Here is a 23,751-nt window from a genome sequence, read left to right as displayed (position 1 = left end):
AACGACTTGTACAGTCACAAGCACGACGGGGAGCTTAGCAGCAGATAAGATTCAATCTAGAATTTTAAGCAGCCGAACGACGGGCTTTTCAATAGAAGCTGACGTTCAGGCGCTCTTTTTTCGCGTTTGCGAAGCGACTCCGTTCAAATAAGGCGCCAGATACTGTCCGGTAAAGCTTTCCGGGACCCCGGCGACGTCTTCGGGTGTACCGCTGGCAACGATGCGGCCTCCCTTGTCGCCGCCTTCAGGCCCGAGATCGACGATCCAGTCGGCCACCTTGATGACTTCAAGATTATGTTCGATCACGAGAACCGTATTGCCTTGGTCCACCAGAGCCTGCAGAACCTCGAGCAGTTTGCGGACGTCTTCAAAGTGCAAACCGGTTGTCGGCTCGTCGAGAATATAGAGGGTCCGGCCTGTCGCCTTGCGCGACAATTCCTTGGCCAGCTTCACCCGCTGTGCCTCACCGCCTGAAAGAGTGGTGGCGGCCTGACCCACGTGAATGTACCCAAGGCCGACCCGTGCAAGCGTTTCGAGCTTGTTACGGATCGCCGGGACCGCCTTGAAAAACTCGACGCCCTCGTCCACGGTCATATCCAGAACGTCCGAGATGCTCTTGCCTTTGAAAACGATCTCCAGTGTTTCCCGGTTATAGCGTTTTCCCTTGCAGACATCGCATTGAACGTAAACGTCCGGCAGGAAGTGCATCTCAATCTTGATCATGCCGTCACCCTGACAGGCTTCACAGCGTCCGCCCTTGACGTTGAACGAGAAACGTCCGGGCTTGTATCCGCGGGCATTGGACTCGGGCAGGCCGGAGAACCACTCGCGGATCGGCGTAAAGCAGCCGGTATAGGTTGCAGGATTGGAACGCGGCGTGCGGCCGATGGGCGATTGATCGATATCGATGACCTTGTCGAGGAATTGCAGTCCCTCGATGGATTCGTGTTTGCTCGGCGTGTCCTTGGTGTTGTGCAGGCGGCGTGCGACGGCCTTAAACAGCGTTTCAATGATCAGCGTTGACTTACCGCTGCCCGATACACCGGTCACACAGGAAAAGGTTCCCAGGGGAATACTGACACTGACATCCTGCAGATTGTTGGCTGTCGCGGATTTCACGCTCAACACTTGGCGTTTGCGACCCCGACGACGGGTTTCCGGCACCTCGATCATTCGCCTTCCGGTCAGATAGTCAGCGGTCAAGCTGCCGTGCACCGCCATCACCTCATCCGGCAAGCCATGCGCCACCACTTCGCCACCGTGCGTGCCCGCCTTGGGTCCCATATCGACAAGATAATCGGCAGTGCGGATGGCGTCCTCGTCGTGCTCAACCACAATAACCGTGTTGCCCAGGTCGCGCAGGCGTTTCAGGGTTTCAAGAAGCCGCGCATTGTCGCGCTGGTGCAATCCGATGGAAGGTTCGTCCAGAACATAGAGAACGCCTGTCAATCCGGAGCCAATCTGGGAAGCCAGTCTGATCCGCTGGCTCTCGCCACCGGACAGAGTTGCCGAGCCGCGGCTGAGGGTCAGGTATTCCAGGCCGACATCCACCAGAAACCGGAGGCGCTCGTTGATTTCCTTCAGAATACGGCCGGCAATTTCCTGCTGTTTCGTCGTCAATTTCTCGTTGAGACCAGCAAACCAGCGCTCGGCCTCAGCCACGGAAAACTTGGAAGCTTCACCGATATGCAGCCCTGCGATTTTAACGGCCAGTGTTTCCGGCTTCAGGCGATGTCCGCCGCAGGCATCACAAGGCTGGGTCGCCTGATATTTCGACAGTTCCTCGCGCACCCAGTCACTGTCCGTCTCCCGCCAACGCCGGGACATGTTGGGCAAGACACCTTCGAATGGCTTGGACGTCTCATAGGACCGCAAGCCATCGTCGTAGCGCATGGTGATGGACTCCTTGCCGGAGCCATTGATGATCGTGTCACGGACCTTCTCCGGCAAATCCCGCCATGCGGTTCGCGAAGAAACGCCGTAATGCCGGGCAATCGAATCCAGGGTTTGCTTGTAGTACTGAGCTGTCGCCGAGGACCAGGGCGCGACCGCGCCTTCGGCGAGGGACCGCCCCTGATCCGGGATGGTCAGTTCGGGATCGAAAAACATCTCGATGCCCAGGCCGTCACACGCTGAACAGGCGCCGAAGGGATTGTTGAAGGAAAAAAGCCGAGGCTCGATCTCATCAATGGTGAAGCCTGATACGGGGCAGGCAAAGCGGGCCGAAAATGTCGTACGTTCTCCACCGTCGGCATTTTCCGTGTAGGCCAGACCATCCGCCAGTTCCAGCGCAGTCTCGAAACTGTCGGCCAGGCGAGACTCGATGTCGGCACGGACCACCAGGCGATCAACCACCACCTCGATGTCGTGCTTGCGCTTCTTGTCGAGAGCAGGGGCCTCGACAATCTCCATCAACTCGCCGTCTATCTTAACCCGTTGGAAGCCGCGCTTCTGAAGCTCTGCAAGCTCCTTGCGGTACTCGCCCTTGCGGCCACGCACGATGGGGGCCAGCAGGTAAAGGCGCGTTCCCTCCGGCATCTCCATGACCCGATCAACCATTTGGCTGACGGTTTGACTCTCGATCGGCAGACCGGTCGCCGGCGAGTAGGGGATCCCGACGCGCGCGAACAGCAGGCGCAGATAATCATAGATTTCGGTCACCGTGCCGACTGTCGAGCGCGGATTTTTGGACGTCGTCTTCTGTTCAATGGAGATGGCAGGCGAAAGACCGTCGATCGAATCCACGTCCGGTTTCTGCATCATCTCAAGAAACTGGCGCGCGTAGGCTGACAGCGATTCGACATAGCGGCGCTGGCCTTCGGCATAGATTGTATCGAAGGCGAGTGACGATTTTCCAGAACCGCTGAGTCCCGTAATCACCACCAGCTGATCGCGTGGTAGGTCGATACTGACGTTCTTTAAGTTATGCTCGCGCGCTCCGCGAACCGATATGACGGGATCGGCCGGTCTCGTCATGATAGCTCTCTGGTCATGATAGCTCTCTGGTCGTCATGGCGTTCTACAATCAGCCTCGATAGATCGCATAACAGTTGGTCTGATCCCAACCGATATGAAGGGGAACAAAACATGAATATGGAGATGCGGCAACGAATTTGTTAGTCTGAGGAACGAAAATTTAGACACAACAAATTCGGTGCAGTTGACGAACCTTATCGGTAAAGTCGCCAAGAGTCTCGACGACTGTCGAGTCCGCACATTCAGTTTTCGAAGATACAGGGAAGAACGGCATGGCCGGAAGCGTAAATAAAGTCATTCTCGTCGGCAATCTGGGCCGCGACCCGGAGATCCGCAGCACGCAAGACGGCACGAAAATCGCCAATTTGTCGCTTGCGACGTCCGAGACCTGGCGTGACCGAAACTCAGGCGAAAGACGCGAGCGTACCGAATGGCACCGGGTCGTGATTTTCAACGACCGCTTGGTCGACGTTGTCGAGAAGTTCTTGCGCAAAGGCTCGAAGCTCTACATCGAAGGGCAGTTACAGACCCGAAAATGGACCGACCAGCAAGGCGTGGAGAAATACAGCACCGAAGTCGTTCTGCAGCGCTACCGTGGGGAACTTACCATGCTCGATGGCCGCAATGAAGGCGGAGGTGGTGGAGACTTTGGCGGCGGCCAGGGTGGTGGCGGCAGCTACGGTGGCGGTTTCAGCAGCGGCGGTTCCCAGGGTGGCGGCGGTCAGGGTGGCGGCCAAGGCGGCGGCGGTGGATTCGGCGGCGGCGGCTCCGGTCCTTCGGGCGGGGATCTGGACGACGAAATTCCGTTCTAAATTCGGTCTAGAACACTGGTGCAAAATCTCATCTGGGCAGACTTCAAGGATCTGGACCGCGACCAGCTCTACGACCTGTTGCAGCTCCGCAATGAGGTCTTTGTGGTCGAACAGCAATCGCTGTTTCCCGATATCGACGGTCTGGACCGGCACGCTCGCCATCTTTTGCTTTTGATCGACCGCAACCTCGCAGGTTACCTCCGCCTGCGAGGTCCCGATCACGGCGATGAGATTACCCTGTCTCGAGTGGTGCTACGAAAGTCAGCGAGGGGGCAGGGGCTCGGCCGTGTCCTGATGGAGGCAGCAATCGCAGAATCGGGGCGTCTCTACAGTCAGTCACCGATAAAGCTGTCCGCTCAAATCGAGCAGGAAGCCTTTTACGGCAGCCTCGGATTCGTGCGCGTTCCGGGCGAACCCTACGACGACGCCGGTATTCTTCATGTGGATATGATTTTCGGTAAGACTGCGCGCTAGGTTGGGAACTCACGCGGTCTTTCGTTTGGCCTCGTCCAGCCAGTCTTTGACCTCGCTGCAGGATTGGTCATGAACGTCGTCAAGATTACCGAGCAGTTTGGTTTCGAAGGCCGTTAATCCATGCTGTAACGCAGCGAGAGCCTCTTCACAGAGCTCAGACAGGGAAGTCAGTCCTACGTTCTCCGAACTGCCCTGCAGAGTTTCAAGCCTGTTCTTAAGGTTTTCGATGTCGGCAAGGTCCGTCAGCTCTCTGATGTCATCCATCAGCTGCAGGCTGTCGTCTGTGTAGGACGACAAGATAATCTCCAGCGATTCGACTCCGATTTCATCGCAAAGCTCGCGCAGGCGATCCAGTTTGACGACGGGTGTTGGAGCCCGGTCGGTATTGGCAGGTTCGGAAGATGCTGCGTCCGCATTTTGTGTCTCGCCGGCCTCGTCTGACGAAGTATTTGACTGTGTCAGGTAGGATTCAAGCACCTCAAAGAGGGCCTTTTTCTCGACCGGCTTACTAATGTAGTCGTTCATGCCGGCTTCGATACAGCGCTCCTGGTCGCCTTGGATTGCGTTGGCTGTCAGGGCCACGATTGGAATGTTCGAAACGTCGCTGGGCAACGCACGGATTGCCTGCGTTGCCTGCAGTCCGTCCATTTCCGGCATCTGCATGTCCATCAGGACCAAGTCGTACGGCATCTTTTGAACGGCATTCAGCGCCTCGCGCCCATTGGCGGCGACATCTGCATGGTGCCCCATGGATTCCAGCATCTTCACGGCAACAATCTGGTTCACCATGTTGTCTTCAGCTACCAGAATTCGCCCTGTTACCGCACTGGACATGGCCGACGCCGGTTTGGCAGCGGGAGCAGCAGACACCGTCTCGTTCAGCAGAACAGTGCTGATCGAATCGAACAGATCCGACTGCTTGAGCGGTTTCACAAGACGTGCAGCGAAACCCATCGCCTGAAGCTCACTCAGCTTACGGCTTGCCATGCCAGACGTCGCCAAAATCACCAGAAGCTCTTTAAATTCTGGAATACCCTTGATCATCTTGATCAGCTGTTCGCCGTCGATATCGGGCATCATGTAGTCGAGGAAAACAAGATCGACGGCTGCGTCCTTTTTCAATTCAGCCTGCAAAATGCCGACCGCCTGCTTTGGATCGAGCGTCGAAACCGTTTCCATGCCCCAGGACTGGAGCTGTTTTTCCATAATCAGGACGTTCATTTCGGAATCGTCCACGATCAACGCTTTCTTGCCTTTTAACTCTTCCTTCGGCGAGACCGTCGACACGGCCTCGATCTTTGCAACCGCGGGTTCAACGGGCAGAGTGAAGCTAAAGGTGCTTCCCTGACCAGGTTCACTCTCAATACCGATTTCACCGTTCATTAGCTGGACCAACTGCCGGCAGATCGCGAGTCCCAAACCGGTACCGCCAAACTTTCGCGTGGTGGATGCATCGGCCTGACTGAACTTCTGGAACAGCTTGTCTTGCGCTTCCTTCGGGATACCGATGCCGGTATCGGCCACCGAAAACTTCAGGACGCAACGTTCGGCGCTGGAGCTGTCATCTAAGGTGCAGGTGACGGAGATAGAACCATCTTTGGTAAATTTGGTCGCATTTCCCGCCAGATTCAGCAGGATCTGGCGCACGCGGGCAACATCCGAGCGCACGGCCTGAGGGACTGCAGGATCAATATAGGATTGGATCTCGTTGCCATTTGCGATTGCGCGCTGAGCCACCAAATCGGTCACCGTTTCCACCATGGCAACAGGGGCGAAATCGACCAGTTCCAATTCGACCTTGCCGGCTTCCAGCTTGGAGAAGTCTAAAATGTCGTTGATGATCGCCAATAGGGCTTCACCGGACTCACGGATGGTTTCCGCGTACTTCCGCTGATCCTGCTCCAACTTGCTTTCCAGCAGCAGACCGGTCATTCCGATCACCCCATTCATGGGAGTCCGGATCTCATGGCTCATAGTTGCCAGGAATTCGGATTTCGCCTTATTGGCCTGTTCGGCCTGTTCCCTGGATGCTGTGGATTCTGCGATGCGTTCCAGCATGCCATTAAATGCGAAACTCAGCTGGCGGAATTCTTTGGCACCCTCCACCTGAGCGCGTTCGTTCAATGAAGCACCGGAACTAATGCTCTTGACGGTTTTGAGCAGGCCGACCAATGGCCGTCTGACAAGCGACGTAATCAATCCGGTCGTGATCAGAAGGGCAAGACCTGCAGCGGCAAAGGCGAACAGAATAACCTTGCTGATTTCCTCGGAAACCGCGAATGCTTCTTTCGTCAGTTCGCCGGTAACGACGATCAAATTGCCGCCAAAATTTTTAGATTCACCGTGGCTGTTCACAAAACTCCGGCTTTGCACCCAACCCTCAACCTTTCGCCCAGGATCTTTCTCGCCTTGGCGAGCGAAGGCTTCAACCGATGAATAGATAACCAGCCCTGTACTGATGTCTACCACTGCGCTTAAGCGGGAGAGAGAAGGAAAATCGAGCGTCTCCACCAAGCCCTCTGCATCGTACACGGTAACAAGCATCCCCTCTGGCATGCCATTATTTACGATTGGAACGGCAATGATCAGTTTCTGAGCATCGATCAGTAACAGCGAATCGCCCGACATGACCGTGCTGACCCAGTTTTCCCCCTTAAAGTTCACTTTGCCCTGCGTCGACGCGATGGGCCGTCCCTTGTAGTCTGTCAGGATAATATTGTTCTTTTGGCTGCCCGGCAGACGAAGCGACGCAAAATAGGCCGGTAGATAGGTGTGTCTGTTGGTTTCGTCGACCAGCCCGTTTACGAAGATGTCGTTCTCCGCCAGAGCATTGACCGCATCGACAAGGTTTTCCAGTCTGAACCCTAGAATCTCCGCAGTGTGCAGAGATTGGGTCGCGAGCTGTTCTTCGACGAAGGTTGTGTTCGTCTCATCGATTTCACGAACCGTGAATACGGCCGCAGCCGCCAACGCAATGATCATCGGCACCATCACGCGCAGCGCAATGTAGGTCAGGATACCCTGCGACTGTTTCTTTGCCCCCATATGCTTGATGATCCCGACTCTACTCTGCCGGAACGATCGCGCCATTGGGCGCAAAGCGGGCTAAGGAGAAATCGCTGGCATCCAACGCGTCGTGTCGTTCAGGTGTAAAGGCAGGCGCGTAATCGCGGATCAGGCCATTATATTCCGGTAAATTTTCGAGGGCTTCACGAACCTTGGCTCGGTCCGTCGTTCCCGCCGTTTCAAGCGCCATCGCGAGAAGGTGGATCAGATCGTAAGCATGCGCAGTCCCAACCGGCGCCGCAATTTCTTCCACTGTCGAAACATCATCGTGGCGCGTGAGATAGCTCTCGATCACCTGTGCGGCGCGTTCGGGATGTGTCGGGTTGATGAAGGAATAGGTCTGAAGGAAAACCAGATCAATTTCTGAAAAGTCCTGACCAACCGCAGCACTGAAATCTCCGCCGGTGATACCCCAATGGGATACAATGGGCAGGCGTTGGGATTTATCCAAAGACAGCATTGACCGGATCGCGACAGCACCTTCGCGGGGATTCGCCACCAACATGACGACGTCACATCCGCGTTCCTTAAAGAGACGCAAGTGCTCGCTGAGGTTCGATACGCCCCATTTGAACCACTGGATGTCAACAATTCCAGTCGCGTGTTTCTTCGCGGCTGTTTTAAAGGCCCTTTCACTGGAACGTCCCCAACCTGTCTCCTCGAGCAGAAGACAGGGCGAAGCGTGTCCGCGGTCGACAGCAGCCAACAGAAGAAATTCGCCTGCAAATTGATCGCGAACGGATACTCGAAAAACATAATTCGGATCACGCCCGTTATCGACCACGGGTGTTCCTGCTGCCCAGGCACCGAGATAGATTAGTTCGTTCTGGTGAATAATATCGAGTTCAGCAAGCGCAACCGGTGTGTGAATGCCGCCGACGACGGCAACGACGCCTTCGGTTTCACCCAGTTCCTCGATATTGTCCTTACCGCGCGCAGGGTTGCCCCTGTGATCGAGGACCCTCAGTTCTAACTGACTCCCCAGGACGCCACCGCGCGCATTGATCTCGTCGATTGCAATCTGAGCGCCGCGTTTTATGGCTTCACCCGACACCGAAGCGCCGGATGACATATCGGCATCCATACCAACAATGATTGGCGTGTTCGCGTTGACGGTAAGCGGGCCTGCAACAAAGGTGGCAGCAGCAAACAAAAGCGTAAGTGAGAGTTTTGTCATTGTTTTATTCAGGTGTTCCGGCACTTTCCGATCCCTTATTCTGGACGATGAGGCGTTTAAGAACTTTTAAGGCAAATCTTTTGTTTACAGGCCGATGCTCCTGGTCACGCCTAGGGTTCGCGCGGCGGGAACACGACTTTTCCCTGTTCGAAGCAGTCGCATGACTCGAATCGTATACGCGCATAAGATGTATCAATTACTAAGAAACCCTGCAGGCCAAATCTTCGGACTTAAGAACCTCTTTTTACGGCTGCGAATCGGTAAAAAAACCTTCAGAAATTGCCAGATGAGACAGGTGATTCGGCTTTTATGAAGATGGGTTGGGAAAATTAAAAATATTCCCATTAAAAACAATATGTTAATAGCAATTTTCTGGAAGCTGTCAGTCGCTGCATTTTGTTGTTCAGGCAGGGGAATTTTGCTACATATTGTCGTCACTGAGGCTCGGTTCGAAACGAATCGCATTCCTGCTTCAGCGCCACGAAATTTCTTTCTCAGCAGTTCGACAGGACAGTTTTTTGAGTTCCAGTACCACGCCTCCAGGCTCGCCTTCCGGCTTCGACATTACTCCGGTTACCATCGAAGAAGAGATGAAGCGCTCGTATCTCGATTATGCGATGAGCGTCATTGTCTCTCGTGCACTTCCCGACGTGCGCGACGGCCTAAAACCCGTTCATCGGCGTATTCTCTACGCCATGAAAGAAGCAGGCTACGACTGGAACCGCACCTATCGTAAATCAGCCCGTGTGGTTGGTGACGTGATGGGTCAATACCATCCACACGGCGACAGCGCGATCTACGATGCCATGGTGCGTATGGCGCAGGATTTCTCCATGCGCCTGATGCTGATCGACGGACAGGGCAATTTCGGCTCGATGGACGGCGACCCCGCGGCGGCCATGCGTTATACCGAAGCCCGTCTGATGCGGGTCGCGAGCGAGGCGCTGCTTGAGGATATCGATCGCGATACGGTTGATTTCCAGGATAACTACGACGAAACCACGCGTGAACCTTCGGTGTTACCCGCCAGGTACCCGAATCTGCTGGTCAATGGGGCCGGCGGCATCGCAGTGGGCATGGCGACGAACATTCCGCCTCATAACCTCGGCGAAGTCGTCGATGCCAGCCTGGCCTATGTGGATGATCCCGAGATCTCGATCGACCAGTTGAATGAAATCGTGCCGGGCCCGGACTTTCCGACCGGCGGTATCATTCTGGGGCGCAAGGGCATCCGCGACGCCTATCATACGGGGCGCGGTTCCATCCCCATGCGCGCAGCGACCGCAATTGAGGAGATCCGCAAGGACCGTCAGGCGATCATCGTCTCCGAGGTCCCGTATCAGGTCAACAAATCGCGCATGCTGGAGCGGATCGCCGAACTGGTCCGGGACAAGGTCGTCGAAGGCATTGCCGATCTGCGCGACGAGAGTGATCGTCACGGGGTTCGCGTGGTGATCGAAATCAAGCGCGATTTCGAAGCCGAAGTCGTGCTCAACCAGCTTTACCGCCACAGTTCGCTGCAAACCTCCTTCGGCGCCAACATGCTGGCGCTCAACGGCGGGCGACCGGAACTGCTGGACCTCAAGTCAATCATTGCCGCCTTCGTGGCCTTCCGCGAGGAAGTGATCACCCGGCGGACGATCTACGAACTCGGCAAGGCCCGCGATCGGGCGCATGTCTTGGCAGGCTTGGCGATTGCGGTTGCCAATATCGACGAAATCATTCGCCTGATCCGTGCGGCTCCCGATCCCGTCGTGGCGCGCGAGCAGTTGACCGCGCGCGAATGGCCGGCCGCCGACGTCGCCCCGCTGATAAAACTGATCGACGAGCCGGGGCGGGCAGTCTCGGATGCCGGAACCTACCGGTTGTCGGAAATCCAGGCCCGCGCGATCCTCGAATTACGCCTGCAGCGCCTGACCGGCCTGGAGCGCGAAAAGATCGCCGCGGAACTGGAAGAAATCGCCGCGGAAATTAAAAACTACCTGGAGATCCTGGAATCCCGGGACCGGCTGCTCGACATCATGCGCGAAGAGTTGCGCGATATGCGCGACCGCTTTGCGACACCGCGCCGGACCCTGATTGCCGAAGGTGGTTTCGATCATGACGACGAAGATCTGATCCAGCGTGAGGATATGGTCGTCACTGTCAGCCTCGGTGGCTATATCAAACGCGTGCCTCTGAATACCTACCGGGCGCAACGGCGTGGTGGCAAAGGCCGGGCGGGCATGGCGACCCGCGATGAGGATGTCGTCAGCCAGGTTTTCGTCTGCAACACCCATACTCCTGTGCTGTTCTTCTCGTCACGCGGCATGGTCTACAAGATGAAGGTCTACCGTCTGCCGTTCGGCTCGCCGACGTCGCGCGGCAAGGCGCTCATCAACCTGTTGCCCTTGCAGGAAGGCGAAACCATCACGACCATGATGCCCTTGCCGGAAGACGAGACCGCCTGGGGCGATATGTACGCCATGTTCTCGACTTCCACCGGTGGTGTCCGGCGAAATAAACTGTCGGATTTCACCCGCGTGATGTCCAACGGCAAGATCGCCATGCGCTTTGAGGAAGAAGGCGCGCGGCTGGTCAACGTTCAGACCTGTCTCGAGAGTGACCACGTCTTGCTGGCCACTGCACGCGGAAAATGTATCCGCTTCCCAGTCGGCGATGTGCGGGTCTTCTCCGGCCGGACGTCGGTTGGTGTCCGTGGCATTCAGCTTGCCAAGGGCGATACGATTATTTCGATGTCGATCCTGCGCCATACGGAGTTTTCGACCGAGGAACGCGACAGCTATCTGCGCTATGCAGCTGCTTTACGCCGCACTGAAAACGGCGGAAACGGTGAAGAAAGCGATAGCGTCGAGACTGAACTGTCACAGGAACGCATCGCCGAAATGGCAGAGTCGGAAGACTTCATCCTCTCAATTGCCGAAGACGGTGTCGGCAAGCGCTCCTCCGCCTATGAGTACCGCATCACCAAGCGGGGTGGGCAGGGTATCGCCAATCTCGATCTGACACGCTCCGGAGGCAGGTCCACTTCGGTCGCTGCGGTTTTCCCGGTCGAATCGGAAGACCAGCTCGTCATGGTGACAGACGGCGGAAAGCTCATCCGCTGCCCGGTTGAAGGCATTCGCATCGCCGGCCGTTCCACCCGGGGCGTCAAGGTTCTCGACGTGGCCGATGATGAAAAGGTCGTCTCTGTAACCCGCTTGTCCGACGACGGCGCAGAAGATGCCGAGGACGATGAATCGATCGGAGAAGAGGGCGAGGAAAGCACTGCCGGCGCGGACGGGGATGCAGTGACCGGGGCTGAGAACCCTTCGCCCGAGGATTCCGTTGATCCAGGCGATCAAGTCGGGGATGATCCTTCCGATGAATCCGACGCGTAGGGATTAAGGCTGACAGAAACAGCAAATACGCCAAAACGACGGATCTCAATGCACGCGAACTCACAGAATCGCTTCCCGCGACTTTGTGAATTCCTGTGTGTCGTTCAACACCAGAGACTGGTAGCGGATTTTACTAAATCGATGAAATGCAACCGGGTTTTGGGCCGGATCACGAGGGATGGAGAGGTATGAGCGGGAAACGGATCGGACTATATCCCGGGACATTCGACCCGATCACCAATGGTCACCTGGACATTATTACGCGTGGCGCCAAGCTGGTCGACAAACTGATCATCGCGGTCGCGCGCAATGCCGGCAAAGGGCCTATGTTCTCGACCGACGAACGGGTCGAGATGGTACTCGACGATATCGCCGAACTACGTCGTACCGGGCTCGACATTGAAGTCATGGCCTTCGACAATCTGTTGGTTCACTTTGCGCGCGATACCGGAGCGGCAGTCATCATCCGTGGCCTGCGCGCCGTATCTGACTTTGAATACGAATTCCAGATGGCGGCAATGAACGCCCGTCTCGATAAAGAGATCGAAACCATGTTCCTGATGGCGTCCGAGCGTCAGCAGTTCATCTCTTCGCGTTTCGTCAAGGAGATCGGCAAACTGGGCGGCGATATCTCAACCTTCGTCAGCCCCTTGACTGCGACTCGATTGAAAGAACGCTTTCAAAGCAATCCGATGGACTAACCCAACTGTTTTGCTTGTCCCTGATGATGGGTAGACGAGAAACTGAGGTTAACTGTCTTTGACGATGTGCTCGGCTATAAAAAGGCGCTCCCGGCGCGCAACATGGGCCATCGAATCCTCCGCCACAGCTTTGCCGATGTCCGACTTGTAGGCCGAATCGAAATCAGCATGGCTGTCGAACCAGAGCTCGGAGATTCCGTCGAACTCACCTGAACCGTCGCCCTCAACGACATTAAAGACGGCTCGCCGCAGGTTGGGGAGCTGCTGGGCGAGGGGCCTGTGATCCTTCAACCACCAGGTTTTGAAGCTCTCGAAATCGCTTCCTTCGCTCCGTTTCAGTAGAATCATTGCTTTGAACATGCCGTCTCCCTTCTGCGTGAATTAATCCGGCTTGATCCGGTTCAACGGCCGCCCGCCTATCCCCAATGCGACAGCCACCAGGATCTCATCGCTCCTCGGCGCGTCGGGCACGGTAATTTCTGTTGCATCCATATCGTCGAATTCCCAGATGCTGTCTTTGTTGGTCAACGGCATCACGATGACCGAGCCCGGACCGCCCATCTTCTTGGTTGAGGGAATAATGTCGTCGCCCTTGCCGACTGCTGCGCGCACAGGTGCTCCAAATCGAGGATGTATCAGCGCGGCGGCATGTTCCAACTCGCCATCGACACCAACCACGGCGCCCTTGCCATAGCTTGTCACCTCTTCAGGTTTTACGCCGAGAACCTGAACGCCCCGGTCAGCGAGCATGCCACTGATATTGCGGCCGAGATCGTAAAGCGGTGCCAGATCGTCGACATAGTGTCCCGCGAAGGGGTTCCGAATGACTGCGGCTACAGTGACCTTGTGTTTCGCCCCCTCGACCTGCCGGCCTGCCTCGCTATAGGTCTCCTCCAGCTGCACGACAATCTTTCGGATTTCTGGCTGCGATGCCTGTTCATTGTCTATCATCTTGCTCCCCGCATTTTTGCAGCGCGAATGGTATGAAGTCGGTGGAGGCCAAACAAACAAATTGTTGGGCGCAGATTCACCAGATTCGAATAGATTTAGGAATCATCTGGGCATAGAAGCCCGGTTTAACGCTTTAATCGCCCGCCAAATTCGGCTGAAAAGTCTTGATTCCTGGGCTGTTTCTATACGCAGTCGACAACACAGGAGAAAAATCGCAATTCGGAGCCAAAATCGCTGTTTCTCGAGGTTGACCGAATCCCATCCCGGCCCTATGGTGCGCCCGCTCACGCCAGTGGGCAGAGTGGGCCCGTAGCTCAGTTGGTAGAGCAGCTGACTTTTAATCAGCGGGTCACAGGTTCGAATCCTGTCGGGCTCACCATTCTTTCAAGATTTCAGCAGATTATTTCGACCGAAGCTGTTCTCACGCGCCTTCGGGACCAGCGAGCAATGATCCTGGTCAAGACAAGCAGGCTGTCTTCTATTCTGCCCGCTTCACAATAAGGCGTCTGGAAAACAGGCGGTAAACCGCTCCATCTCGTTCGATCACGAGCCCTCTCAAGGCAAGGATCAAATGTCCGAGCAGCACCGCGGCCATGAGAAACGCCGATAGTTCGTGCAGGGTCAGGCATAGTGCACGGAGCGTTTCACTTTTCGGCCCTGCCGAGATTAGGTGTAAACCCAGCCACGACACATCCCGGCCACTCCATACGATCGCCAAAACGCCGGAGACGGGAAGCAACAGGATACTCGACAGCAAGAGGCCGTGAGCCACACAAACCGCTTTGTATCGCCGGCCAGCTGAGTGCCTTGTCCGAGGAGGGGCGCCAGCCAGTGATCGCCACACGAAGCATGGCGCGGCCAGCGCAACGACGACAAAACCTGCCATCTTGTGAAGGTCCAGGAGATGGTCCGCATTTAGACCGTTGTCCAAGGGTTCCAGGTAAAGCCCAAACGATGTGACTACGACGATGACTGCTGCGAGACCGCAATGCAGACAAAGCATCGTTACCCAAGTCTTCTCAAGATTGTCTTTCATGCTGACTCCGCCACGACACGTCCCAACGCCAATTGACATCGCGTGTTATCTCATTGTTTTTGAGTTGATATTACGCTGCAGCAGCCGAATATTGCGGACCGAAAGCAGTTTTGCGCCCTGGCTGACGATGACCGCACTGGCGAGTCCGACACCCAGCGCAGCAAGGATATCCAAGGGGTAGTGGAGGCCGACGGTGACACGCGCCCAGCCATTCACCACGCCGAGAATCAGCGCTGTCCAACCGACGGTTGGCCAGCCTGGACGTCCCAGACAGGCGCAGGAGATGGCAAAAAGAAGCGTTGCATGATCGCTGGGGAACGATGGGTCTGGGCTGTGCTCCAGCCATTGATTACCCAGGCCGATTACAAAGGGACGATCAACAGGATAGGCCATGCCGATGGCTTTGCTGAAAATAAGCGCGAGTGTCATGGTGGACGCGACCCTGACGACGATCGGCCAACCGCCATGCGGGTCGCGCAGCCAGGAATAAACCAGCATCATCGCCAGAATGAACTGCGGCGCTTCGGCGAAGATGCTCGCGAACTGTACCAGTAACCAAGGGGTCGAGCTGTCCGCATTGAGGAAGAGGAAGAATGAGTGATTCAGTTCGCTCAGCATCGCGATATTCCTTATTCAAAATGACATATGCCCGGTCGTAACGTGATGAGTTGCAAAAAGATCACCGCAATATCCGTTGAACATTCGGACTACGATTACGCTCAAACACGAACCAAATTCAGGGCGTTAGTTTTGCAGTCGCGCAAAAATTCTTTGGCGTTCGATCGCTTTTCAACAAGGCTGTGAACAACGATCAAGCTCTGGAAGGAGAGTAGAATGAGGGGGTTATCGCCGTCGTTACCCGAACATTAAATTTCGTTCACGCAAGGAGGTCATGACCACGGAGCATTGCCCGCACGCCAGGTACAGTATCAGTCGTAAGAAGCCATACTGTAGATAGAGATCAGGACAAGGGAAGCAGGACGATCACGCTTAGTCCATTGCCGTTCTCGAGCCGTATCGTTCCCTTGTGCAGCTTCACGGCAGCCGCAACCAATGACAATCCCAGCCCGTTTCCGGGGCGGGTTCTGCTATTCTCGACCCGATAGAAACGCTCGAAGACCCGGTCCAATTCCGCTTCGGGTATACCATCGCCGTGATCTGAAACAGTGATCTCGGCGTTAGTTCCGTGTCGGGATAAGCTGACTGTAACTGCGGTGCCGCCGCCACCATATTTGATCGCGTTATCGATGAGGTTCGCGACCGACTGGAACAGAAGATCCCGATCACCGGTCAGATGGATATCGCGCTCGGTTTGCAAAACGAGCCCCTGTCCGCGTTCCTCGGCGATGGGTTCGTAAAACTCTACGGCGTCCCGCAGCATGGCGCTCAAGTCGATCGGAACGAACTCGCTCAGGCTGTCGCCGGATTCGACGCGCGAAATCCTGAGCAACGCACTAAAGGTCGACAGCAGACGATCGACTTCCGAGAGTGCCAGGCCCATTTTCTCCCGCTTCGCCTCTTCCGGCTCCTCCAGGGCCAGCATTTCCAGCTGTCCACGCAATCGAGTCAAAGGTGTTTTCAGGTCGTGGGCGATACCGTTCGTGACCTGCCTGATCCCCTGCATGAGCTGTTCGACCCGGTCCAGCATCATGTTCAAGGTCTGTGACATGGCATCAATTTCGTCGCGCACGGCCGTAACCGGGATGCGGTGCGAAAAGTTCCCCTCGGCTATTTCCCCACAGGTCTCAGCCACCAGGCGCAGCCGGTTCCTCAGATTAAAATGCAGAAACAGGCCGGCGACGCCGCCTGTGGTCATGGTCAGGACGAGGATGATGAGGAGGGTGATAACCGTACGTTGTTCGAGTTCCTCGGCCTGATAGGTATCGCGGCCAACCAACAGATGATGCCCGTCCGGCAGAACACGATGGAGCAAACGTAAATCGCTGTCGCCGGGATAATTCTGTCCCCGGTCCACGTCGGCCCATTGATCATCCTTGGGCAGGCCTTTCGGCCATTCCGAGATGTTTCCCATCACGGGGTGGAACTCGCGGTCGGTCAAAAGATAGACCGCATCGTCCTTTGAAAGCCGCTTCAGGCGGGTCTTGAGCAAATCGGTTAAAAGCTCCAGACCGCCACTTTCGTAATATTCAATGAGGCCGCTTGCGTCGGCCTCAATGGTGTTGTCGATCTGTTGTCTGAGGAAGGACTGGGAAAGCCAGAATACCGTCCCGGCGAAGAGAACCGCCAGAACGGCAAAGACGCCGGCAAAGGTAGCTGTGTATCTGAAAGCAATGGAGCGTTTGTACGCGCCTCTAGTCTTCACGAATTGAATAGCCGGCTCCCCGTACCGTGTGCAGCAGACTTGGCGAAAAGCCTTTGTCGATTTTATTGCGCAAGCGGCTGATGTGAACGTCGATCACATTGGTCTGCGGATCGAAATTGTAGTCCCAAACATGTTCCAGAATCATGGTCCGGGTCACGATCTGACCGGCGTGCCGCATCAGGAATTCGAGTAACTGGAACTCGCGGGGCTTGAGGTCGATTTCCTTGCCCAGTCTGCTGGCTCTGCGGGTCAGGAGATCGACGGAAAGGCTGCCGACCTGGAGAAGTGTTTCGCTGCCATGGCTTACCTTACGTTTGAGCAGAACCTGAACCCGGGTCACGAGTTCGGTAATCGAGAAGGGCTTCGCCATGTAATCGTCTCCGCCGGCACGGAGCCCTTCGATGCGCTGATTGACCTCTCCCATGGCACTTAGAATGAGCACCGGCACCTCGACGCCCGTCGCCCGCAGGGTTTTAAGCAGCGAAAGTCCATCAACCTGTGGCAACATACGATCCAGCACGATCACGTCATAGGGCTCGCTGGCGGCCAGGAAAATCCCCTCGCGGCCATCATGGGCTGAATCCACAGCAAAACCGTTTTCCTTCAGCCCCTTGACCACAAAATCCGCGACCTGCCGGTCATCTTCGATTACGAGTACACGCATGGGTCCGACAGGTCCGACTTGCTGAAAGACGACTCTTGGTTCCTCAAAGGCATTTTGTGATCTAGTCGTCATTCGAATAATGGCGGTAGAAGATAATTTTTCCGGTTTGGCCGCTGATCACTGCCGTCGAGAGACGCCCCTTGGCCAGGGTTAGAACCTCGTAAAATATCCTTCCGCGTTCTTCCTCCAACGACAGGGCGATCGGCTTGCCCTCAATCTGAGTTAACCCGGTTTTCAGCATCGCCGTGATTTCACCTTGCCGTTCTGCCGACAAAGCATTCCCGCCGAAAATGAAGTCTCCGCTCGACGCCATATGATTGACGACCGTCTCACCTAGATTCAATCCCTTATTCAGGACCTTGCTCTCACTGGGATCGATCTCCAGCTGGTAAACGTCGCGCCCACTCGTAATCTCGATTTCAAAGTGAATGCGCTCGTCGTTCCACTCCACTCGTGCTTCCTGGACCAGACCAGGCTGTTGTTTCAGCGCAAATTCGACGGCCTGAGGAAGGCTCAATGCTTCCTGATTCAGAGTATCGATAAGCTCAATCAACGCCAGGGCGTCGTCTTGCTCCCACTCACCAGCCATCGCCCCGCTCGTCATTGTCATAGCGACAAACGCAAGTGCAAGGGGGCGAACCTTTAACTGTTTCATAAAACTGCTCTCTGTCTTTTGCCTTAATGTATCTGGACGCTAACAAACCGCCATTGTCACGAAGCTTTCGGCATCGTGAATTATTCTTAATGTTGGATGGAGGAGAGTAACGGTTCGGATACGACGCGCTCTTTGAGTCCGACCGGGCCCGGACGATCGCTAATGGACGTCCTGCAGAGCCGCATATAGCTCGTAGACCCGGGCTTTGACCTTGGCGGTGACGTCAGGTGCGGCATGAGGTCTGGCTTTTGTGAACTCAAATTTCTTCGCGCCACGCTCCGCCGAGAGCCCGGCATGATCATGCAAACGTGCCCGTTCGATGCCGTCCTGCGCACAGAGGCCTTCGTAGGAGATGAGGCGGGCCGTTTCGGGCAGGTTTTTCAGAGTGTAGGCATAAGCGTCGGCCCAGCAGCAAAGCCAGTAATCCAGACCGTCCGGTGAGAAGGTCGCAAGTTCAAGACCACTCTCTCCAAAGCGGAAAGGCCGGTGATTGCCGCCAAATTCGTGATGCCCGAGCCAGTTCATGTAATCCAGCGCGAAAGCGTCTTGTGCATGGGTTTGCCGGAACAGTTCATGCTGTCGACTGAGAGAAAGCGCATGCTGGATCGGATCGCGATAGGGCACAAAGATCGCTGCTTCGGGAAAGGCCTCGGCAATGGCAGGCAGCCGGAGAAGGTTGTTGTTGTTCTTCGAGAGGTAGCGCAGTTGACAGTCGGACTCTCCGCTCGCCAGGATATTTTCGACGAAACGGCGAAATTGGCTGACAATCTCCTCATCCGGCCTATGAGGCCTCAAGGCATCTTCGAAAATATAGTCCGCGCCGCAAAAGCTGCGCCAGAAGACTTCCTCGAAGGCCTCCGGGCTGTCGAAATTCACCATAACCCGATCGCCGTGAGCGCGTTCTTCCTGTTCCTTGTGGCGCCGGAACAACGAGGAAATGCCCGACCAGGTCCTGGGCATCAAAACAAAGGGCATGTCCCGGTAGGTGAGAGACCGGAACAAGCCCGATTGATAGAGGCTGCGCATAACGATGGTCGTGCCGGCGCGCGCAAGACCGGCAACGAACACATGCCGCTCGCTCCGGGGCGCCACCGCACCCCGGTTCATCATGGATTCGATGTCGTGGGAGACCTGAACCACCATCGGCGAGGCCAGCGCCAATCTATGCAAGACCTTGGATGTCGTCCCGTAGGCGCTATCCGACAACGCGATGCCTCATGACATAATAGATGGTTGCCGCGATCAATGAGACCACGACGGCGCTCCAGCTTGAAAACAGCGCTTCGATCGACAAATTGGGATCGATCAACTGCTGGACCAGGACCGCGGGAAGAACTGCGAGGAACAGGACGCCGGCCATGAACATCACCAGCTTTATCGAACTGAGCAGGATTTCCTGGGCGTAGCGGAGCATGACTCGTTCTTTCCAATGGTCGGAAACGGCCTTGGCGGCAATGATATGGCCTGCCTTCTGCGTCGTCCCAAACAGCTGGTAAACCTGATCGACGACCGGCAGCCGGACAAAGAGCTCAACTGCGATTACGCTGGCGATAACGACCAAAAAGTAGGTCACGCTTCTTTCTCGGTCTTCCTAGGCTGAGGCTTCTTCTTGAACAGGCGCTTCAGCGGGTACCAAAAGATCGCGAACAACGCCAAAACAATGGACAGAACAACCCCCAAGATAGCGCCGACTGCCCCCAATCCAAGGCCGGGGCCGACGTAGGCTTGTGCACTTCCCGCTGCCAACAGGGCGAGACCGAAGGATAGAATAGCAATCAGTTTTCGCATGTCGGAAATCCTTCAAAGCTGAAAAAATCACGTTCCAGATAACGGGCTTCGGAAACACGCAAGGCCCGCTGATGTTCCCAGGAGTAGCTGTTGACGAAGTCGAAAATGACCTCGCCGTTGCGGTCGACTTCGAACAGACGGCCCTGCAGTCCGCTGCTGATCAGTACAGACCCACGATCGGTGATCTGATGCATTCCATTGAAACTCGAACGGAAGTCATAGTTCGAGCCGTCGACCAGGGTCTGAAATTCATAGGTCTGCGGGTTGATCGAGATGATGTTGGAATATTTACCGACGCCGCGTTCGTTGTTGCTGAACACGGAAATCGTGCCGTCCGGGTTCCAATCAGGATCGTGCTGCCGATCCCAAGGACCGACCCGCCACCATTTAATTTTCAGGCTGTCCGGATCCAGCACGAAGACCAGATTGGTGGTTCGGAAGCTCAGAAGCAGATCGCCTTTTTCAAACCCCGGAAAGGCGGGCAGCATCGCAGCGGTCAGGGCTTCGATATCATTACCGTGAACGGCGTCCGGAACACCTTTTTCGACCTGCAGGTCGAAGATATGAATGTTTGGGTTCTTGAGACGAACCTCCTTCATATCGATCGTTTTCAGGATCTTTCCGTCTTCCACATCGACCAGGTGCAGGTGATGATCGAAGGCTTTCTGTGACCCGCCAAAGGTCCAAAAGCTATTTTCGTCCGTCAAGGAAACCGTATGGTGGTACTTGCCTTCCAGAGCCCAAAGGTGATTACCGCAAACATCGACCTTCGCAATTCCACCAGCCTTTTCCTGCATAGAGAAAATGACCGACCCGTCAGGCAGAACGGCGACCCCGTACAGATTCTTCAGGAGATCCTGAGCCTCGTTGGTCGGCAGCTCTTCAGTGGAAAGCAGCCAACGATGAACAAGCTTGCCCTGGTCGTCCAGCAGCAAAGCGCCCCAAAAATGCTGATCGAAGTCAAAGGCGCCGAAAAGGATCCGGTAACCGGGAGCCTGAGCATCACCGAGAAAAATGCGTGGAGAGTCGCGCCGCGCTTTCAAGCCGTCGACGCGTAACTCGGTGAATTCACGATTCGGGTTAGGAACGATTTTATGCAGCTGCCGTTCCGGTGCGATATCCAAGTCGTTTTTTAACTTGCTAAATAAATCAGCTTCTTCAGCCGGGTCTCCGACCAAAAAATCTTGAATACCTTTAAGTACGGTATAAGGAAAAACTTCGTACTTACCAATTGCCACGCCCCAGCCGACGAAAATCAAGGCAAATAAATAAAAAAACCCGGCGCGCTGCGCAAAATTCATTACTTCGATCCGTGAAGCAGTTTATGTGCGCCGAGAGTTATTAACTTAAAATCAACTGGTTCCCCACTGCCAATCTAATGCCGGATGATGATACCAAGTTTGTTTTTTTTCAAGCCAGATCTCGTCAATTCCAGTGACCGATTTGTGTCCAAAACTTTAGGGATTCTGCTTAAGGTTGCGGCACAAACTCCTCATACCGGGTCAAAAAAATGGCCGGCCCTGTAAAGGACCGGCCAAGAAAATCAGCCTTAGGAAGCTGCAGGGTTTATAAAGCGCCTTTGGACATTTGATCGGCGATGTAGTCGGCCTGGCGAATGGCCAGCGCTACGATGGTCAGAGTCGGATTTTCGGCTGCACCGGTCGTGAACTGACTTCCGTCGGAAACGAAAAGATTTTTGATATCATGGGTTTGACCATGACTGTTCACAACTCCATCCGACGCCTTGGCACTCATCCGGTTGGTGCCCAGATTATGGGTCGACGGGTAGGGGGGTGTTGGGAAAGTCCGGGTGGCGCCCACCGCGTCGTAGACTGCGGCGCCTTGACGATAGGCATGATTGCGCATGGCGATATCATTTGGATGATCATCGAAATGCACATCGGGAACCGGCAGGCCGTGCTGATCCTTCAACTCGCCGTGCAGTGTAACCGCGTTGCTTTCCTGCGGCATGTCTTCGCCTACGATCCACATGCCGGCCATATGGTCATAAGCATCCAGTGCCGTGGTAAACTCACGCCCCCAGGCACCCGGTTGCAGAAAGGCCGCCATGAAGGGCAGGCCGAGCGAGAGGGTTTCTAGCTCGTAACCACCGACAAATCCGCGTGAAGGATCAAAACGGGATTCATCCTGAATGATACCGGCCATGGTCGTGCCGCGGTACATATTCACCGGTCTGTCGAACACGGCGTAAACCGAGCCGGTCATATGCCGCATGTAGTTCTTGCCGACCTGACCCGACGAATTGGCCAAACCGTCCGGATACTTGGACGAGGCGGAATTCAGCAGCAAGCGAGGGCTTTCGATCGAATTACCTGCCACACAGACGGCGCGGGCCTTCTGACGCTGCTGGTTACCATCTTTGTCCGCGTAGACCACGCCGGTGACCTTACCGCTGTCGTCATGCTCGATCTGTAGCACTTGAGCATTTGCCCGGACCTCCAGCTTTCCGGTCGCCTCACCCTTGGGGATCTCCGTGTAGAGCGTGGACCATTTCGCGCCGAACTTGCAGCCCTGGAAACAAAAGCCGGATTGCTGACAGAAGGTACGCCCATCGCGGTCCTGCGAATTAATGGCCATGCGCCCCGTATGGCATTCCTTGTAGCCGAGCTTGTCTGCGCCCGCTTTCATGATCTTGAAGTTGTTGTTGCCCGGCAGGCCAGGGATCCCATTGGTCCGGGTGACTCCCATCTTGTTCTCAGCCTTGTCGTAGTAAGGCTCCATGTCCTTTAGGGTAATCGGCCAGTCGAGCAGGTTGGCCCCTTCGATTTCACCGTAGGTCGTGCGAACCTTGTACTCGTGCTCCTGAAAACGCAGAGATGCTCCGGCCCAGTGGGTCGTGGAACCGCCGACCGCCTTGACGATCCAGGCCGGCAGGTTCGGGAAATCCCGCGCCACGAGCCAGGACCCTGAGGTCGTGCGGTTATCGAGCCAGGCCAGCTGACCGAAGCTTGCCCACTCGTCGTTGGTAAAGTCATCATACTCGTGCCGCCCGCCCGCTTCGAGCACCACGATATCAATGCCCTTTTGGGCCAATTCATTGCCAAGCGTGCCGCCGCCGGCACCCGAACCGATGACGACCACCACAGAGCCATCATTCATTTCATAAGGCGCAGTCATAATTCTTCTCCCACCTCTTTATCAGCGCATTGCGCCTTAAACCCAGTCGATATCGTCGAAGCCGCGCTCGATGTATCCGCCTTTATCAGCGGAGGCGCCTTCGAAGCCGAACAGCGGCCAGATCTCTTTTTGATTGTAGAGACTGACCACCAAACCGCCGCGGATAGCCTGGAAAAAAGCGGTGGATGATATTTCACGCAGAAGTGCCGCGCGCTCTGCTTCCCAACCCATACCGCGGTAACCTTGCGTGGAACCGGCGGCTTCGGCCCGGCGATCGAGATCGGCAATCCCTTCCTCGATCATCGCCTTATGTTTGGCGTCCTTCATTGCGGTCTCGTCGTGCCCCTTAACCGCCTTGGCGTAATAGCGGTCGGCGATTTGGTCATGCGGATAGATGTCGCGGGCGAATTGAATCAGGGTCGCCATGGTTTCGGGCTTCAAAGCCTTAACCTCCATTGCCCAGGCACCGCTAGGCGACGAAACGACGCCTGCTGAGGTGACCAGAGCAACCCCGACAGCGGCGCCACCGGACGCGGCAAGGAAGCCGCGGCGTGATAGCTTTTGTCGCTTATCCACTGTTCTCATTGTTTTTTTCCTCCCTCGGAAAATT

At 55.7% G+C, this 23,751-nt stretch carries 20 protein-coding genes and 1 tRNA gene; 5 read left to right on the top strand and 16 right to left on the bottom strand.

Going from position 1 to position 23,751, the window contains the following annotated elements; genetic code table 11:
- Positions 1 to 105: 105 nt before the first annotated feature.
- Positions 106 to 2,976, bottom strand: a complete 2,871-nt coding sequence (gene uvrA / locus QMZ18_RS21370; RefSeq protein WP_282608374.1) for an excinuclease ABC subunit UvrA — start codon at positions 2,974 to 2,976, stop codon at positions 106 to 108.
- A 272-nt stretch (positions 2,977 to 3,248) separates the two neighbouring features.
- Here uvrA and ssb point away from each other — a divergent pair, with 272 nt between their 5' ends.
- The gene (ssb, locus tag QMZ18_RS21365; RefSeq protein ID WP_282608373.1) at positions 3,249 to 3,788 is read left to right on the top strand and encodes a single-stranded DNA-binding protein; all 540 of its coding nucleotides are present in this window, start codon (positions 3,249 to 3,251) and stop codon (positions 3,786 to 3,788) included.
- An 18-nt stretch (positions 3,789 to 3,806) separates the two neighbouring features.
- On the top strand, positions 3,807 to 4,262 hold the full coding sequence (locus QMZ18_RS21360; RefSeq protein WP_282608372.1) for a GNAT family N-acetyltransferase: 456 nt from the start codon (positions 3,807 to 3,809) through the stop codon (positions 4,260 to 4,262).
- A gap of 9 nt (positions 4,263 to 4,271) precedes the next feature.
- Here QMZ18_RS21360 and QMZ18_RS21355 read toward each other — a convergent pair whose 3' ends face one another.
- Positions 4,272 to 7,307, bottom strand: a complete 3,036-nt coding sequence (locus tag QMZ18_RS21355) for a hybrid sensor histidine kinase/response regulator (protein WP_282608371.1) — start codon at positions 7,305 to 7,307, stop codon at positions 4,272 to 4,274.
- Positions 7,308 to 7,326: 19 nt separating this feature from the next.
- The gene (locus tag QMZ18_RS21350) at positions 7,327 to 8,505 is read right to left on the bottom strand and encodes an ABC transporter substrate-binding protein (RefSeq protein WP_282608370.1); all 1,179 of its coding nucleotides are present in this window, start codon (positions 8,503 to 8,505) and stop codon (positions 7,327 to 7,329) included.
- A 518-nt stretch (positions 8,506 to 9,023) separates the two neighbouring features.
- Here QMZ18_RS21350 and gyrA point away from each other — a divergent pair.
- On the top strand, positions 9,024 to 11,885 hold the full coding sequence (gyrA, locus tag QMZ18_RS21345) for a DNA gyrase subunit A (protein ID WP_282608369.1): 2,862 nt from the start codon (positions 9,024 to 9,026) through the stop codon (positions 11,883 to 11,885).
- A 188-nt stretch (positions 11,886 to 12,073) separates the two neighbouring features.
- Positions 12,074 to 12,586, top strand: a complete 513-nt coding sequence (coaD, locus tag QMZ18_RS21340; protein WP_282608368.1) for a pantetheine-phosphate adenylyltransferase — start codon at positions 12,074 to 12,076, stop codon at positions 12,584 to 12,586.
- A gap of 48 nt (positions 12,587 to 12,634) precedes the next feature.
- Here coaD and QMZ18_RS21335 read toward each other — a convergent pair whose 3' ends face one another.
- A complete protein-coding gene (locus QMZ18_RS21335; protein ID WP_282608367.1) occupies positions 12,635 to 12,946 on the bottom strand; it encodes an EthD family reductase in 312 nt (103 codons plus the stop codon).
- Positions 12,947 to 12,967: 21 nt separating this feature from the next.
- Positions 12,968 to 13,537 (bottom strand): amino acid synthesis family protein, encoded by a 570-nt coding sequence (locus tag QMZ18_RS21330; protein WP_282608366.1) that lies wholly within the window; start codon positions 13,535 to 13,537, stop codon positions 12,968 to 12,970.
- A gap of 303 nt (positions 13,538 to 13,840) precedes the next feature.
- Here QMZ18_RS21330 and QMZ18_RS21325 point away from each other — a divergent pair.
- Positions 13,841 to 13,916 (top strand) — tRNA-Lys (locus QMZ18_RS21325).
- A 99-nt stretch (positions 13,917 to 14,015) separates the two neighbouring features.
- On the opposite strand, the gene QMZ18_RS21320 is transcribed toward QMZ18_RS21325, so the two are convergent.
- The 11 genes from QMZ18_RS21320 to QMZ18_RS21270 form a co-directional block, all read right to left on the bottom strand.
- Complete coding sequence (locus QMZ18_RS21320; protein WP_282608365.1) at positions 14,016 to 14,573, bottom strand: cytochrome b; 558 nt, start codon at positions 14,571 to 14,573, stop codon at positions 14,016 to 14,018.
- Between the two features lie 45 nt (positions 14,574 to 14,618).
- Positions 14,619 to 15,191 (bottom strand): phosphatase PAP2 family protein, encoded by a 573-nt coding sequence (locus QMZ18_RS21315; protein ID WP_282608364.1) that lies wholly within the window; start codon positions 15,189 to 15,191, stop codon positions 14,619 to 14,621.
- 343 nt (positions 15,192 to 15,534) lie between these two features.
- Positions 15,535 to 16,896, bottom strand: coding sequence for a HAMP domain-containing sensor histidine kinase (locus tag QMZ18_RS21310; protein ID WP_282608363.1), 1,362 nt, complete (start codon positions 16,894 to 16,896; stop codon positions 15,535 to 15,537).
- Entirely contained in the window at positions 16,886 to 17,560 is a 675-nt protein-coding gene (locus QMZ18_RS21305) for a response regulator transcription factor (protein WP_282608362.1), read from the bottom strand. The genes QMZ18_RS21310 and QMZ18_RS21305 overlap by 11 nt, the downstream gene beginning before the upstream one ends.
- A gap of 61 nt (positions 17,561 to 17,621) precedes the next feature.
- Entirely contained in the window at positions 17,622 to 18,215 is a 594-nt protein-coding gene (locus QMZ18_RS21300; RefSeq protein ID WP_282608361.1) for a PepSY domain-containing protein, read from the bottom strand.
- Positions 18,216 to 18,374: 159 nt separating this feature from the next.
- Positions 18,375 to 19,421, bottom strand: a complete 1,047-nt coding sequence (locus QMZ18_RS21295) for a sulfotransferase (RefSeq protein ID WP_282608360.1) — start codon at positions 19,419 to 19,421, stop codon at positions 18,375 to 18,377.
- Complete coding sequence (locus tag QMZ18_RS21290; RefSeq protein WP_282608359.1) at positions 19,411 to 19,788, bottom strand: hypothetical protein; 378 nt, start codon at positions 19,786 to 19,788, stop codon at positions 19,411 to 19,413. The genes QMZ18_RS21295 and QMZ18_RS21290 overlap by 11 nt, the downstream gene beginning before the upstream one ends.
- Positions 19,785 to 20,003, bottom strand: a complete 219-nt coding sequence (locus tag QMZ18_RS21285; RefSeq protein WP_282608358.1) for a hypothetical protein — start codon at positions 20,001 to 20,003, stop codon at positions 19,785 to 19,787. Before QMZ18_RS21285 ends, QMZ18_RS21290 begins: the two co-directional genes overlap by 4 nt.
- Entirely contained in the window at positions 19,991 to 21,304 is a 1,314-nt protein-coding gene (locus QMZ18_RS21280) for an arylsulfotransferase family protein (protein WP_282608357.1), read from the bottom strand. The genes QMZ18_RS21285 and QMZ18_RS21280 overlap by 13 nt, the downstream gene beginning before the upstream one ends.
- Before the next feature lie 265 nt (positions 21,305 to 21,569).
- Positions 21,570 to 23,141, bottom strand: coding sequence for a GMC family oxidoreductase (locus tag QMZ18_RS21275; RefSeq protein WP_282608356.1), 1,572 nt, complete (start codon positions 23,139 to 23,141; stop codon positions 21,570 to 21,572).
- A gap of 36 nt (positions 23,142 to 23,177) precedes the next feature.
- Entirely contained in the window at positions 23,178 to 23,726 is a 549-nt protein-coding gene (locus QMZ18_RS21270) for a twin-arginine translocation signal domain-containing protein (protein WP_282608355.1), read from the bottom strand.
- Positions 23,727 to 23,751: the final 25 nt, after the last annotated feature.

The organism is Pelagibius sp. Alg239-R121, assembly GCF_947331435.1.
Taxonomy (GTDB): domain Bacteria; phylum Pseudomonadota; class Alphaproteobacteria; order Kiloniellales; family Kiloniellaceae; genus Denitrobaculum.
Note: the sequence above shows the minus strand (reverse complement) of the source record. Positions and strands in the feature narration are given on the sequence as shown.

Excerpts from the sequence above, each read along its gene's own strand:
- QMZ18_RS21330 (WP_282608366.1), bottom strand. The coding sequence starts at position 13,537 with ATGATAGACAATGAACAGGCATCGCAGCCAGAAATCCGAAAGATTGTC.
- QMZ18_RS21335 (WP_282608367.1), bottom strand. The coding sequence starts at position 12,946 with ATGTTCAAAGCAATGATTCTACTGAAACGGAGCGAAGGAAGCGATTTC.
- coaD (WP_282608368.1), top strand. The coding sequence starts at position 12,074 with ATGAGCGGGAAACGGATCGGACTATATCCCGGGACATTCGACCCGATC.
- QMZ18_RS21320 (WP_282608365.1), bottom strand. The coding sequence starts at position 14,573 with ATGAAAGACAATCTTGAGAAGACTTGGGTAACGATGCTTTGTCTGCAT.
- ssb (WP_282608373.1), top strand. The coding sequence starts at position 3,249 with ATGGCCGGAAGCGTAAATAAAGTCATTCTCGTCGGCAATCTGGGCCGC.
- QMZ18_RS21350 (WP_282608370.1), bottom strand. The coding sequence starts at position 8,505 with ATGACAAAACTCTCACTTACGCTTTTGTTTGCTGCTGCCACCTTTGTT.
- QMZ18_RS21300 (WP_282608361.1), bottom strand. The coding sequence starts at position 18,215 with ATGAAACAGTTAAAGGTTCGCCCCCTTGCACTTGCGTTTGTCGCTATG.
- QMZ18_RS21285 (WP_282608358.1), bottom strand. The coding sequence starts at position 20,003 with ATGCGAAAACTGATTGCTATTCTATCCTTCGGTCTCGCCCTGTTGGCA.
- QMZ18_RS21355 (WP_282608371.1), bottom strand. The coding sequence starts at position 7,307 with ATGGGGGCAAAGAAACAGTCGCAGGGTATCCTGACCTACATTGCGCTG.
- QMZ18_RS21305 (WP_282608362.1), bottom strand. The coding sequence starts at position 17,560 with ATGCGTGTACTCGTAATCGAAGATGACCGGCAGGTCGCGGATTTTGTG.
- QMZ18_RS21275 (WP_282608356.1), bottom strand. The coding sequence starts at position 23,141 with ATGACTGCGCCTTATGAAATGAATGATGGCTCTGTGGTGGTCGTCATC.
- QMZ18_RS21315 (WP_282608364.1), bottom strand. The coding sequence starts at position 15,191 with ATGCTGAGCGAACTGAATCACTCATTCTTCCTCTTCCTCAATGCGGAC.
- QMZ18_RS21270 (WP_282608355.1), bottom strand. The coding sequence starts at position 23,726 with ATGAGAACAGTGGATAAGCGACAAAAGCTATCACGCCGCGGCTTCCTT.
- uvrA (WP_282608374.1), bottom strand. The coding sequence starts at position 2,976 with ATGACGAGACCGGCCGATCCCGTCATATCGGTTCGCGGAGCGCGCGAG.
- QMZ18_RS21280 (WP_282608357.1), bottom strand. The coding sequence starts at position 21,304 with ATGAATTTTGCGCAGCGCGCCGGGTTTTTTTATTTATTTGCCTTGATT.